The following is a 13,575-nucleotide window of genomic DNA, read 5'->3' as shown; positions in this document are numbered from 1 at the left end:
ACTCAATAGTCAAAACCGCTCGCCCGCAAAATGCGCAACCTGTGCGCCAGCTTCGTAATAGGCTTCCTTCAACGCGCGGAAGCTACGGGCCTGCGGGTCTGTAACCGGCAGAGGAAGGGCGTCTTCGGCAATCTCGCCTGCAACATGCGCGGCAAGCGTTTTACCGAATACGGTTCCTGGCGCGATGCCGCGGCCGTTGTAGCCGCAGAAGCCGACGACGTTTTTTGCGAATTTGTGGAAGCGCGGCACGGAATCGTCGGTCATGCCGATCTGGCCGTACCATTCACATTCGAATTCGATCTCACCCAGCTGCGGAAACAACCGCTTCATAGCGCGCTTGGCCCAGGCGGGGTGCACGCTGGCACCCGTGTTGCGCAATGCGCCGACGCTGCCGAAGACGAGGCGTCCTGCTTGATCCATGCGGAAGGAGGAGAGGATTTCGTTCGTGTCCCAGCATCCTTCGCGGTTCGGCAGAACGGTTTTGCGCAGATTGTCGCCCAGCGGTTTGGTCGCGACATTGAAATAGGGCAGGTAGACCTGCTCTTCGCGCATGATTTTCCATGGCCCTGTGCTGTAAGCCTCCGTCGCGACGATGATCCAGTCTGCGCGGACCGAACCTTTTGCTGTCTTGACCACCCAGCCGTCACCATCCGGCTGGCTGTCGATGACCGGGCTGGAGGTATAAATCGTTGCGCCCGCCGTCTGTGCCGCGTTTGCGAGGCCACGCACATAGGCCAGCGGTTGCAGTGTGCCTGCGCGTTCATCCAGCAAAGCGCCGCTATAGGCGGACGAGCCGATACGGTTGGCCGTTTCCTGTGCGTCTAGAACCCGAACCGGGGCTCCGCGTGCGGACCATTGCGCGCAGCGCTCACGGATTTCGGCCAGCCCCTTATCACCCACGGCGCAATGCAGCGTACCGTTCTTTTCAAGCTGGCAGTCGATCTGGTGTTTTTCGATGATTTCGCGCACGAGGAACGGCGCGTTGCCGAGAAGATCGAGAAGGCGTTCGCCATAGACGGGGCCGAGAACGTTGGGCAGTTCCTTCGGCATGACCCACATGCCGCCATTGATCAGGCCGACATTGCGGCCAGCACCACCGAAGCCGATCTCCTTGCCTTCCACAACGATGACGCGGATGCCGCGCTGTGCCAGATGCAGGGCTGCGGACAGGCCGGTAAAGCCGCCGCCCACCACGACCACATCGGCCTTCTCGTGGCTTTCGAGCGATGTGGTGACCGGTGGTTTCGGCGCGGTTTTTTCCCAGAGGCCGTGAGAGCGCGGATCATTATACATCGAAGTCACCTAAGGACGTGGACGGCATGTGCTGCGCCATATCTGAAAAGATGGCGACCGCTTTCATCTGTTATCAAGACAGATTAGCCTTGGTCCTTGCAAGTGAATACCGACATCTCGTCATCATGTCATGCCGGGCGGGAATGTGGCTGCTTGTCACAAGATGCGCAAACAGGCTTGAAACACATGCCCGGCTGCGACAATAGTGCAGCACGCGCGCAGGGCGGTCTGCCATGTGTGCATCTTTCAATTCGTGACGGGAAACAGATCATGAAGCCCATTTTCGTTCAGCTTCAATGCACGCCCGGCAAGACCTATGACGTTGCCGATGCAATCTACAAGACGGAACTGGTTTCCGAGCTTTATTCGACCAGTGGGGAGTTTGATCTTCTGTTGAAGATCTATGTTTCGCCGGAGCAGGATATCGGCAAGTTCATCAACGAGAACATCATCAGCATTCCCGGCATCGTGAGGTCCCTGACGACGCTGACATTCACCGCGTTCTGAAAGCGGTTTTTAGATACACGAAAGGCGTTATCTCCAGTGGAGGCAACGCCTTTTTTCTTGCTTTTGAATCTTCTTCAGACCACTTGGCCTGATTGCCATAACGCCGTTATTCATCCAGCGTCGGATCAGACCAGCGCAGCGACGTTGCGGTCACGCACGAGGTTGCGGATCGCCAGGCGCACATCGTCGGCGCTGTCGAAGCGCTGTTCATCGAGATCGTGAACGTGAAACTTGACGGCGATGAACTTCAGACGGTTTTCGTCCGGTACGACGATACCAACAGGTTCGCCTGCGAATTCAATAACTTGCTTTTGCATCATACATACTCCCGCTGTGGCTTCTGACACAGCATTTCGTCGAATCGAATTTTGAAAGAAGGCTGGACCGTTAGGTCACATTCGACAGCAGCGGGAACACATGGCTGTGTATCCGGCACTCACAAACCGCAGACCTAGGATCGCGGCAATGCGTTTCGATTTAGACATGACACTCTCCCTGCGTTGGTGTTGACCCGGAATACCGGAGAATCGCTCTCCAGTTGAATCACTGATACTCCGGATTTGCGGCGTAATCAATGATTATCAATATAGGTAGAATATTTTTCTTTATGATGACAGGATGGGGGCGGAATTGTGAAATTTTTGTTTCCCTGGGCCGGTTGCGTCAAATGCCCTGAAAAACCGCAATTTCCCGCGTCGGCTTAATCCGCAGATGGCGGATAGAGGTGATCCCTGCCGTTGAAATCGGAAACAGAGTAGCAACCCTCAGGCTGTTTCGTCGCCGCATTCTGACCGATGACGGCTTTTCCATGTCCGCCCGGTATATCAAGCACGTAGGTCGGCTGGCAAAGCCCCGAGACATGCCCGCGCAAAGCGGCAACGATTCGCTGCCCCTCTTCTATGTCCAGCCGGAAGTGGCTGGTGCCGGGGGCGAGGTCGGGGTGGTGCAGATAATAGGGCTTGATGCGCGTTTCCACGAATGCCCGCATGAGGTCGCCCAGAATGTGCGGATCGTCGTTGATGCCTTTGAGAAGCACTGACTGGCTGACCATAGCGATCCCGGCATCGATCATCCGCGCACAGGCAGCCCGCGCCTCATCCGTCAATTCGCGCGGATGATTGGCGTGGAGTGCGACATAGGTGGTCTTGCCGCTGGATTTCAAAGCGTCCACCAATTCTGCATCGATCCGTTCGGGATCAACAACCGGTACGCGGGTGTGGAACCGCACGATTTTGACATGCGGTATGGCCTTGAGGCCTTCCATGATGGCCGAGAGGCGACGCGGGGACAGCACCAGCGGATCGCCACCGGTGAGAATGACCTCCCAGATTTCTTCATGCGCCTGGATATAGGCGAGCGCTGCCGACAGTTCCTCACTGCTCATCGTGCCATTGCCCTGCGGCCCAACCATTTCTCGGCGGAAACAGAAGCGGCAATAAACCGGGCAGATATGGACTGCCTTCAGCAGAACCCGATCCGGGTAACGGTGGACGATGCCGTGGACGGGGCTGTGCGCCTCATCGTTGATCGGATCTTCACGCTCTTCCGGCGTTTGGATCAGTTCAGCGTCGCTCGGAATGAACTGCAATCCGATGGGGTCTTGGGCATCGTCCGTGTCGATCAGCTTTGCGACGGTTGGCGTGACCGCGACAGCGTAACGCTCGGCCACCGGGCGCAGGCGATCGAGAGCGTCCACATCGATCAGCCCTGCCTCAAGCAGGTCTTCTGTCGATTTCAGGCTGCGGGCGCTCATGAGCCGTAACCCGTGACAGGGGCCCACATGACGAGATCAATGCGCGGTGCGCCGGTTGCCAGCATCACCAGTCGATCAAAGCCAAGGGCAATGCCGCTGGCGGCGGGCATGATATCGAGTGCCGCCAGAAAGTCCTCGTCTATCGGATAGGTTTCGTCATAGACGCGTTGCTTCTCGTGCATTTCCGCCTCGAAACGGCAGCGCTGTTCGGCGGCATCCGTCAATTCCCCGAAGGCATTGGCCAGTTCCACGCCGCAGGCGTAAAGCTCGAAGCGTTCGGCAACACGGCTGTCTCTGGGGGAGCGGCGGGCAAGTGCCGCTTCGCTGGTGGGATATTCATCGAGGATCGTTGCTCGATCGAAGCCAAGCTGCGGCTCGACGCGTTCCACGATGACGCGGCTGAACATATCCGCCCAGCTATCGTCATCCGCCACGCGGATACCGGCTGCTTTCAGTTTTGAGGCCAGATGCTCGCGATCGGTTTCGCCGCTCTGGTCGATGGTCGCCAGAAGATCGATATTGCCGTAGCGCTGGAATGCCTCGGCGATGCTCAGCCTTTCCGGCTCTAGAAACGGATCAACGCTGTGGCCGCGATAGGTGAAGGTTTTCGTCTTTGCCGTTTCGGCGGCCAACGCCAGCAATTCGGCGCTGTCCTGCATCAGCATCTCGTAGGTCTCGCCGACCCGGTACCATTCCAGCATCATGAATTCCGGGTGGTGCAAGGGGCCGCGCTCGCGGTTGCGATAGACATGGGCAAAGCAGTTGATGCGCTTTTCACCCGCCGCCAGCAGTTTCTTGCAGGCAAATTCCGGAGATGTGTGCAGGTAAAGCGGGGCTTGCTCGCCGCTGGTGGTGATGCCCGTCGTCGCAAAGGCATGGAGATGAGCTTCGTTGCCCGGAGAAATCTGCAGGGTTGCGGTATCGACTTCGAGAAAATCGCGTGCCGCGAAAAAGCCGCGCATTGCCGCCTGTATGGCGTTTCGGCCCAGCAGAAACGGGCGACGATCCAGATGGACATCGGGCGTCCACCATGCGGACGTTGTGTCGAGGGTCGAGCCCATATGCTGCGTTTCCTACGGTCAACTGGTTGGCGCAACGGACGAAAATATGTGGTCCGGGTCGCTGCCGCTTCTGTCTTTTATCGAATTATCCGAAAACCGCCGCACAGTTTTCGGTTCCATGCTGTTGAAGGCTGGCAATTCCCGCAAATTTAGGATAGTTGCGCCCCAGAAAACATACATAACGTCCATCGGGTCGGTGCAGCCGCGCGGTCCTTTACGACGCATTTCATTGAGTTACAAGGAAATCCTATGGTCAAGGTTATCGCCTCATCCGTCCGCAAGGGCAATGTTATCGACGTGGATAGCAAGCTTTATGTCGTTCTCAGTGCCAACAACTTTCATCCTGGCAAAGGTACGCCTGTTACGCAGGTCGATATGCGCCGCATCTCGGATGGCGTGAAGGTATCGGAGCGCTGGCGCACGACCGAGCAGGTCGAGCGTGCCTTCGTAGAAGACCTGAACTTCCAGTTCCTCTATGAGGACGGCGAAGGCTTCCACTTCATGAACCCTGAAAATTATGACCAGGTTGTTGTCGATTCCGAAACCATGGGCGACCAGAAGGCCTATCTTCAGGAAGGCATGACCTGCGTTCTATCCATCCACGAAGGTCTGCCGCTGGCAGTCGTGCTGCCGCGCCATGTCACGCTGGAAATCGTTGAAACCGAACCGGTCGTTAAGGGCCAGACGGCGTCTTCTTCCTACAAGCCTGCGATCCTGTCCAACGGCATCCGCACCATGGTCCCGCCGCATGTCGACGCTGGCATCCGCGTTGTTATCGCGACTGAAGACAATTCTTACGTCGAGCGCGCGAAGAACTGATTTCGCGACCATCGGTCTATTGAAAAAAGCCTCGGAGTGATCCGGGGCTTTTTGCTGTCTGAGCGACGTGGAAAGAAGCACGGCATAAAAAAATCCCGCAACTTTCGTTGCGGGATTGATTGGATCGAGATGCTGATGGCGGCTCTTACATGCCCTTTGGCGTGTTGGCTGCCATAACGGCGTTCGACGATGTCGTCGGGCCGCCGACGGCATAGCCGCCACCCAGAGCAACGCTCAGGCGTACATAGTCCTGCGCGGTAGTCTGAACGGCTGTTGCGAGATTGGCCTGGGCTGTGGAGACCTGACGCTGCGCATCGAGAACGTCGAGCAGGGACGACGCACCGTCGCGGTAGCTTGCTGTCGCGAGCGAGAGAGCTTCCTGATAGGACTTGACGGTTCTGCGCAGCGCATCTTCCGTCTGCTTGTCGCGGGTTACCGCAGCAAGAGCATTTTCAACTTCCTCGATACCGTTCAGCACGGTTTCCTTCCATGCCAGATACTGCTCGCGAGCAGACGACTTGGCGATATCGACATTGGCGCGCAGGCTGCCACCGTCGAAGATCGGCAGGACAAGGCTTGGGCCGAAGGACCAGGAGTTCGATGTGCCGCGCGAACCATTGTTGGACAGGTTCACGTAGCTTGGCGAAATCGAGCCGCTGATCGTGATGCTTGGATAGAGGCGCGATTCAGCAACGCCGATTTCGGCAACAGCGGCTGCGAGATTGCGCTCCGCCACACGAATATCGGGACGGTTGCGAATGAGATCGGCCGGGATACCTGTGAGCGGTGTCTTGCGGGCGACAGGCTGATGCGCGCCGCGCTGCAATTCGACCACTAGCGACGATGCCGGCATGCCGAGCAATGTGGCGATTCGGTGTGCAGCCTGACGGAAGCTGGTTTCCAGACCCGGCATGTCGGCGAGCGTGGAGTTGACCAGACCTTCGGACTGAACCACGTCGAGGCGGGACGCCGCACCGGCTTCCAGCTGAAGCTTGGTCAGATCCAACGTTTCGCGGCGAGATTTCAGGTTCTGACGGGCGATGGCCAGACGTTCCTGATAATAACGGACGTCGATGTAAGCTGAAACGACCGACGAGATCAGCGTCAGACGCTGGACGTCTGCCGTGGAGTAGGCAGCGTCGAGCGAAGCAGCGGCGCTTTCCTTGGAGCGGCGATACTGGCCGAACAGATCGAGCAGCCAGGACGCATCGAGGCCACCGCTAGAGGTGTTCTGGACGCTGCGGTTGGTGCTTGGGAAGCTGCCCTTGGTCTGGGACGTCGTGTGGCTGGCAGAGCCGGTGAGGCTTGGAAGAGCGCCAGCACCTGCGACGGTGATCTGCGACTCGGCCTGGTTGATACGCTCGAGTGCCTGGAGAACCGTCAGGTTCTGCGCAAGGCCCGTCGACACATATCCATTCAGGCGGCTGTCGTTAAACGCGTTCCACCACGCAACGGTCGCAACGTCGCCGTTGCTGGCCTTTCCGCCCTCGGCAAATTTGTTCGGAAGCTGCATTTCCGGCGCCTTGTGGTCCGGGCCGACAACGCAACCCGAAAGCAGGAGCAAGGTGAGAGGAATGGTAGCGCGAATAGACAGCATGAAGTTATCCCAATTTATTTGGCGCACTTGGCACCCTCAGTCAAAACGAGCCTAGCTGCGTGCTGAAGAAAATGCGGTTCATAATCGCAACATTTCTATCAGCGTCTTTCTGCTTTGCTAGCATATTTTTGGTTTGTTAACGTTTAGATAGGCGTCGAATAATGACGAAAAACGATGGAATGAAGAAAATTCCAAGGAGTGTTGCAGAAAGCATACCACCCAAAACGCCTATACCGATCGCATTTTGCGCCGCAGAACCCGCTCCGCTGGCAATCGCCAGAGGCACGACGCCCAGAATGAAGGCAAGCGATGTCATGATAATCGGCCGCAATCGCAGCTTTGCAGCTTCGAGCGTCGCGTCCAGAAGTGACAATCCATGCTCCTGTCGTTCCTTGGCGAATTCCACGATCAGGATCGCGTTCTTCGCCGCAAGACCGATGGTCGTCAGCAGACCCACCTTGAAGTAGACGTCGTTGGACTGTCCAAGGAAATGCGCGGCCAGCAGAGCGCCAAGCACGCCGACCGGAACGGCCATGATGACGGAAAACGGAATGGACCAGCTTTCATACAGTGCTGCAAGGCAAAGGAAGACGATCAGAACAGACAGCGCATAGAGCATCGGCGCCTGCGAGCCGGACAATCTTTCCTGATAGGAAATGCCCTGCCATGCGACCGTATAACCGCCGGGCAGACTTGCCGTCAGCCGTTCCATTTCATTCATCGCATCACCGGATGCGACACCGGGACCGGCGGCACCTTCCATGGAAATGGCGCTCGTACCGTTATAGCGGGCAAGCGTGGGCGGACCGTTGATCCACGACACTTCGCTGAAGGACGAGAATGGTACCATTTCACCGCTGGTGTTTCTGGCATACCAGTATTTCAGGTCTTCAGGCTGCATGCGATAAGGCGCGTCACCCTGAACATAGACAGGGCGCAACTCGCCATTCAGCGTGAAGTCGTTGACGTCACGGCCCGCAAAGATGGTCGACAGCATCAGATTGACCGATGCGAGATCGACGCCCATGGCACCCATCTTCTCCTGATCGAGATTGATCTTCATCTGCGATTCGTCGTCGCGGCTGTTGCTGCGCAGCGAGCTGAGATTGGGGTTGGTGCCAGCCAGTCGGATCAGTTCCTTGGAGGCCGCCGTCAGCGCATCGGTGCCGTTCTTGCCGCTATCGACCAGATACATCGAAAAACCGCTGGAGTTGCCAAGACCTTGAATGGCCGGTGGCAGAAGGGCAAAGACCTGCGCATCGCGCAAGCCGAAGAAGGCACCTTGCGCCCGCTGCACGATGGCTGCCGCATGGCTGGCAGCGTCGGTGCGCACGGAGAAGTCCTTCAGCTTGGTGAACACCATGGCGTTGTTCTGGCCGGAACCGGTGAAGCTGAAGCCGAGAACGCCGAAGACAGATTCGACATTGTTGCCTTCTTTTTCCCGGTAATAGGCCTCGACCTGCTTCACCACGGCATTGGTCCGCTCGATGGTCGAACCCGTCGGCGTCTGGACGATGGTCAGCAACACACCCTGGTCTTCCTGCGGCAGGAAGGATGTCGGAAGGCGCGTGAAGAACCATGCGCAGCCACCGATGACGACCAGAAATAGAATGGTCACGCGGAGCGGACGATTCAGCAGATATCCGACGCTGGAAACATAACCGTTTGTCGTGCGGTTGAAATTGCGGTTGAACCACGCCGCCGGACCGCTCTGCTTTTTCTCGTGATTGATCGGCTTCAGCATGGTGGCGCAGAGCGCTGGTGTCAGAACGATGGCGACGACGGCGGACAGCAGCATGGCTGAGACGATGGTGATCGAGAACTGGCGATAGATGATGCCGGTCGAACCGCCGAAAAACGCCATGGGAATGAAGACGGCGGTCAAAACGAGGGCGATGCCCACGATTGCGCCGGTGATTTCACCCATCGACTTTTCGGTCGCTTCCAGCGGCGACAGTCCTTCTTCGGACATGATGCGTTCGACGTTTTCAACGACGACGATGGCGTCATCCACCAGAAGGCCGATGGCCAGAACCATGGCGAACATGGTCAGCGTATTGATGGAATATCCGGTCAAAGCCAGAATTCCGAATGTACCCAACAGAACGACTGGCACCGCAATCATCGGAATGAACGTGGCTCTGAGGTTTTGGAGGAACACGAGAAGCACGACGAAAACGAGAATGATCGCTTCGATCAGTGTGTGAACCACCTTCTCGATGGAGAGCGTCACGAATGGCGTCGTGTCATAGGGGTATTCGATGCTTACGCCTTCCGGCAAAGAGCTTTGAGCCGCCGTCAGAACGCCCTTGACGCGGGCAGCTGTGTCCAGCGCGTTCGCGCCGGTCGCGAGGTTTACGGCGAAACCAGCCGATGGTCGGCTGTTGGAGCGCGAGTCGCCACCGTAACTTTCCTGGCCGATTTCGATGCGGGCAACGTCGCTCAGGCGAACGGCTGCGCCATCCTTCTCGACCTTCAGGATTACGGATTCGAAATCCGCAACCGTCGTCAACTGGCTTTGTGCAGTGATGGTAACACTGAGCTGCTGACCGACCACGGCAGGCAGAGCGCCGAGCGAGCCGACTGAAACCTGCGTGTTCTGGCTTTCGATCGCGCCTGTCACGTCCGCTGTCGTCAACTGGTATTTGTTGAGCTTGAACGGGTCGAGCCAGATGCGCATGGCATATTCGGAGCCGAATACGTTGATGGAGCCGACACCTTCAAGGCGCTTGACCTGATCTTCCAGCGTGCTGGAAAAGACGTTGCCGAGATCGGCGGAGCTGCGCTTTCCATCGGTGGAAATCAGCGCGCCGACCATCAGAATACTGGATGTCGAACGGCTGACATCGACGCCCTGCTGCTGAACCACATCCGGCAGCTGCGATTGAACCAGCTGCAATTTGTTCTGCACCTGAACCTGGGCAATATCCGGCATGATGCTGTTGCCGAAGGTCAGCGTCACGGACGCACTGCCCGTGGAGGATGTCGAGGTCATGTAGGTCAGGTCATCGAGACCGGTCATCCCGTCTTCGATGACCGTTGTCACCGACTTCTCGACCGTCTCGGCGCTCGCACCATTATATGTGGCGCTGATGCGCACGGTGGTCGGTGCGATATCGGGATATTGCGAAATCGACAGGGTCGAGATGGCCAACGCGCCGCCAAGCATGATGACGATTGCAATGACCCACGCAAAAACGGGGCGCCTTATGAAGAAGTGGGCCATATGAACTGCGCCTTACATATTGCAAAATTTTGAGCGGAAAAACACGAGCTTACTTCGCTGCCGGCTGTGCCGGTTCAGCGGGCTTTTGAGCCGTTACCAGACCGCGTTCATCAATCGTTGCTTCAACAGGTGCGACGGTCGCGCCCTCGGTAATCCACTGGAAACCGTCGACGATCAGCTTGTCGCCATCCTTGACATTCTCCGTCACCAGCCAGGAATTGCGGGATTCCTTGCTGGTTGGGAAGATGCGCGTCTCGACCTTGTTTTCGGCGGTCACGAATTTCGCGGTCAGCTCACCGCTGGCATTTCGCGATGCCGCACGCTGCGGCAGCAGGAAGCCTTTTTCACTGCCGATAGTCAAAGTCGCGCGGACATACATGCCCGGCAGGATGACGTCGTTCGGGTTCTGGAACAGCGCGCGAATGGAATAGGTACCCGTCGTTTCGCTGACGGCCATGTCGGCCATATCGACGACACCGTTTTGCGCATATTCTGTGCCGTCTTCCAGCGTCAGGTGAATGCCAGCGGTGGCGTCACGCTTGCCGAGCTGCCCCGAAGCAATCGCGCTTCTGAGACGCTGAAGATTGGTGCTGGATTCCATCAGGTCGATGTAGATCGGATCGATGCGGCGAAGCGTGGTCAGCGCCGAGGTCTGGTTGGCCGTGACGACGTTACCGATGCTGAAATTGGTCGAGGAGGTAATGCCGTCGAAAGGCGCGCGGATTTTGGTCAGATCGAGATTGATCGTTGCCGTTTCCAGCGTCGCCTTTGCCTGTGCGACATCGGCCTGCGCCTGCGCGAGCGTCGTCTTGGCGTTTTCATATTCGATCTGCGTCGCGCCGCTGTTCACCAGCCGCTCGTAACGGGCAAGATTGGCCTGCGCGCCGGGAATGCTTGCTTCTGCCTTGGCAAGGCTTGCCTGCGCCTGGGCGACTTCCGCCATATAGGTGTCGTCATCGACCTGATATAGAACGTCGCCCTGTTTGACTTCGCTGCCTTCCTTGAAAGGAATTTCGCGGATGATGCCGGTGACACGCGGGCGGATATCCGCCGTCTGGAACGCGCTGGCACGTCCGGGCAGAACGGTGGTCAGCGGATGCTCGCTCGTCTTCATGGTGATGACGCTAACAGGAGATGGCGGGCGCTGACCGCCCTGCGCGCCTGCCTGCTTGTTTTCGCCGCTGTCACTGCAGCCTGCAATGACGCCCGCCATGAGCAATGTGGTGACTAGAGGTGTAAGACGTCTTTTCATTGTTTTTCTCATGTTCAACGGGCAAATTTTAGTAGCGTCGCGGTGCAAGGCAAAAATCAGGGCATGAATGGCATCGTGTTTTTCGCTCAACTGACTGGCTGGATAGCCGCAAGGCTCAAGAAGAATAGGACAAGTGACGTATAGTCGCTATCGTCACTTATCAATCCCGTTTCGCAGTGCAGCATCGACCAGTCGGGTGAGTTCATCGCAGCGTGTTGCCAAAATGTCGATGTCTTCATGGGCAATCAGCGCAGGGTGCAATATGCCTGTCAAAGCATAGAGCGCCGTAAGAGCCGACTTTTCCACATCCGTCTCGGCATAAATGCCCGTTTCAATTCCATCACTGATAATATTGGCCAAGAAGCCGGTAATGACATTCTCATAATGGCGACCGCACGCAAGCTCTCTTTTGGCGGTCATCAAAATCATTTCGAAAATATAAGGATTGTCGTTCAGGTCGCGGCGATGGTTTTCCATCAGGCTGCGTGCAAGGTGGCGCAGTCTTTCAAAGGGCGGATGGCTTGCATCCAGCGGATCGAGCTTCTGCTCCAGCAGCCGAATCTGCTGGAGAAAAATCGCATCGACCAAGGCATTCTTGGAGTGAAAATGCTTGAAGACATTGGCGGGTGACATGCTGAGCGCTGCGGCAATATCCGCAATCGAAACGGCACCAAAGCCGCGCGCACGAAAAAGCTGCTCGGTCATGGCGAGAATATCGCGACGCGTCTCTTCGGCAGAACGGCGAGGGCGGGTTTTACGCCCAGTCGCTTCGTCTGTTCGTGACGGTGATGTCTGACCGCTTGCTTTCGCCAATATCACGCTCCCTGAAAAAAGGGCTCCAGATTCTTCCGCACCCGTTCAAGCGGCGAGGCTTCGCTGTCATCCGGCTCGAAGCTCTGCCCGGTAATGCGCTCGAATGCTTCTATATAGACTTTGGACGTCTGAAGCACGAGGTCATCAGGAATCTCGGGAATATCGTCCTTATAAGGATCGCAGCGCTCCGCCACCCAGGCCCGGACGAAATCCTTGTCGAAGCTCTGCGGGCGTGTGCCGTTCTGGAAGGCCTGTTCATAGCTATCGGCTATCCAGTAGCGGCTGCTGTCAGGCGTGTGGATTTCGTCGGCCAGGATGATGGTGCCATTTTCGTCGGTGCCAAACTCATATTTGGTATCGACCAGAATAAGGCCTCTCTCGGCGGAGATTTCCTGTCCGCGTTTGAAGAGGGCAAGAGCATAGGCAGACAGCGTCTGCCACTGTTCTTCGCTCAGCAGTCCCTTTTCCACGATCTCTGCAGGGGTCAATGGTTCGTCATGGCCGCCATCGAATTCCTTGCTGGTGGGGGTAATGATCGGCTCGGGCAGGACCTGGTTGTCCTTCAGGCCATCCGGGAAGGTCACGCCATACATGTTGCGCTCACCCTTCTTATAGAGAGTGAGGATGGACGTACCCGTCGTTCCGGCCAGATATCCACGCACCACGATCTCGACCGGCAGAATATCCAGACGTTTTCCAATGACGACATTCGGGTCGGGATATGAGACGACATGGTTAGGGCAAATGTCTTTGGTCTTTTCGAACCAATAGTGTGCCGTCTGGATCAGAACCTGGCCCTTATAGGGAATGCAGGTCAATATGCGGTCAAAGGCGCTGAGGCGGTCCGTGGAGATGATCACACGGTTGCCATCGGGCAGATCATAATTCTCCCGCACCTTGCCGCGATAATATTTTGGAAGTTCGGGAATGACGGCTTCTGTAAGAATGCGCACGGGATATCCAATCCTATAGTATAGCAATGACCGGCATGGATGGCCGGGGGACTGCTTACCCTATCGCATGTTTCAGAATGCAGGACCAGTATGGGCTTTTCAGGGGCTTATAGACCCGCCCACAGGCTCAATACCAAAATTACCCAACAAAACCAATGACCTATCAAATATGTCTATTTTTTTACAGGTGCCCTGTTGACTTGTTTGGGAGGTGTCCTCTATAAGTCCGCTCACTGACGAGGGCGGCGGCGCTGCTAGCGACGATGTCCTTCGTTCTAGAGAAAACTGAAGATTGGGCGAG

The 13,575-nt window shown here is 57.0% G+C and carries 11 protein-coding genes; 2 read left to right on the top strand and 9 right to left on the bottom strand.

Going from position 1 to position 13,575, the window contains the following annotated elements; genetic code table 11:
- Positions 1–9 precede the first annotated feature (9 nt).
- The gene (locus tag AC27VJ_RS16915) at positions 10–1,293 is read right to left on the bottom strand and encodes an NAD(P)/FAD-dependent oxidoreductase (protein ID WP_488685014.1); all 1,284 of its coding nucleotides are present in this window, start codon (positions 1,291–1,293) and stop codon (positions 10–12) included.
- Positions 1,294–1,563: 270 nt separating this feature from the next.
- On the opposite strand from AC27VJ_RS16915, the gene AC27VJ_RS16910 reads away from it, so the two are divergent.
- Positions 1,564–1,800, top strand: a complete 237-nt coding sequence (locus AC27VJ_RS16910) for an Lrp/AsnC ligand binding domain-containing protein (protein ID WP_113086166.1) — start codon at positions 1,564–1,566, stop codon at positions 1,798–1,800.
- Positions 1,801–1,925: 125 nt separating this feature from the next.
- Here the strand turns inward: AC27VJ_RS16910 and AC27VJ_RS16905 are convergent, their stop codons facing one another.
- From AC27VJ_RS16905 to epmA, 3 genes are all read right to left on the bottom strand, one after another.
- Positions 1,926–2,117 carry a hypothetical protein gene (locus AC27VJ_RS16905; protein WP_113086193.1) on the bottom strand — a complete coding sequence of 64 codons (192 nt, stop codon included), beginning with the start codon at positions 2,115–2,117 and terminating at the stop codon, positions 1,926–1,928.
- A gap of 383 nt (positions 2,118–2,500) precedes the next feature.
- The gene (locus AC27VJ_RS16900) at positions 2,501–3,553 is read right to left on the bottom strand and encodes a lysine-2,3-aminomutase-like protein (protein ID WP_488685013.1); all 1,053 of its coding nucleotides are present in this window, start codon (positions 3,551–3,553) and stop codon (positions 2,501–2,503) included.
- A complete protein-coding gene (gene epmA, locus AC27VJ_RS16895) occupies positions 3,550–4,614 on the bottom strand; it encodes an EF-P lysine aminoacylase EpmA (RefSeq protein WP_488685012.1) in 1,065 nt (354 codons plus the stop codon). Before epmA ends, AC27VJ_RS16900 begins: the two co-directional genes overlap by 4 nt.
- 249 nt (positions 4,615–4,863) lie before the next feature.
- Here epmA and efp point away from each other — a divergent pair, with 249 nt between their 5' ends.
- Positions 4,864–5,433: an elongation factor P gene (gene efp, locus AC27VJ_RS16890; RefSeq protein ID WP_113086169.1), complete on the top strand. Its 570-nt coding sequence runs from the start codon at positions 4,864–4,866 to the stop codon at positions 5,431–5,433.
- 145 nt (positions 5,434–5,578) lie between these two features.
- Here the strand turns inward: efp and AC27VJ_RS16885 are convergent, their stop codons facing one another.
- The 5 genes from AC27VJ_RS16885 to AC27VJ_RS16865 form a co-directional block, all read right to left on the bottom strand.
- Positions 5,579–7,030 (bottom strand): efflux transporter outer membrane subunit, encoded by a 1,452-nt coding sequence (locus AC27VJ_RS16885; protein ID WP_488685011.1) that lies wholly within the window; start codon positions 7,028–7,030, stop codon positions 5,579–5,581.
- 136 nt (positions 7,031–7,166) lie between these two features.
- Positions 7,167–10,256 (bottom strand): efflux RND transporter permease subunit, encoded by a 3,090-nt coding sequence (locus tag AC27VJ_RS16880; protein ID WP_488685010.1) that lies wholly within the window; start codon positions 10,254–10,256, stop codon positions 7,167–7,169.
- A 49-nt stretch (positions 10,257–10,305) separates the two neighbouring features.
- A complete protein-coding gene (locus AC27VJ_RS16875; RefSeq protein WP_488685009.1) occupies positions 10,306–11,508 on the bottom strand; it encodes an efflux RND transporter periplasmic adaptor subunit in 1,203 nt (400 codons plus the stop codon).
- Between the two features lie 153 nt (positions 11,509–11,661).
- Positions 11,662–12,321, bottom strand: a complete 660-nt coding sequence (locus tag AC27VJ_RS16870) for a TetR/AcrR family transcriptional regulator (RefSeq protein ID WP_488685008.1) — start codon at positions 12,319–12,321, stop codon at positions 11,662–11,664.
- Positions 12,322–12,323: 2 nt separating this feature from the next.
- On the bottom strand, positions 12,324–13,274 hold the full coding sequence (locus AC27VJ_RS16865; protein WP_488685007.1) for a phosphoribosylaminoimidazolesuccinocarboxamide synthase: 951 nt from the start codon (positions 13,272–13,274) through the stop codon (positions 12,324–12,326).
- Between the last annotated feature and the right edge of the window lie 301 nt (positions 13,275–13,575).

The sequence above is a fragment of the Agrobacterium sp. 20P9.1.2 genome (genome assembly GCF_057799395.1).
Note: the sequence above shows the minus strand (reverse complement) of the source record. Positions and strands in the feature narration are given on the sequence as shown.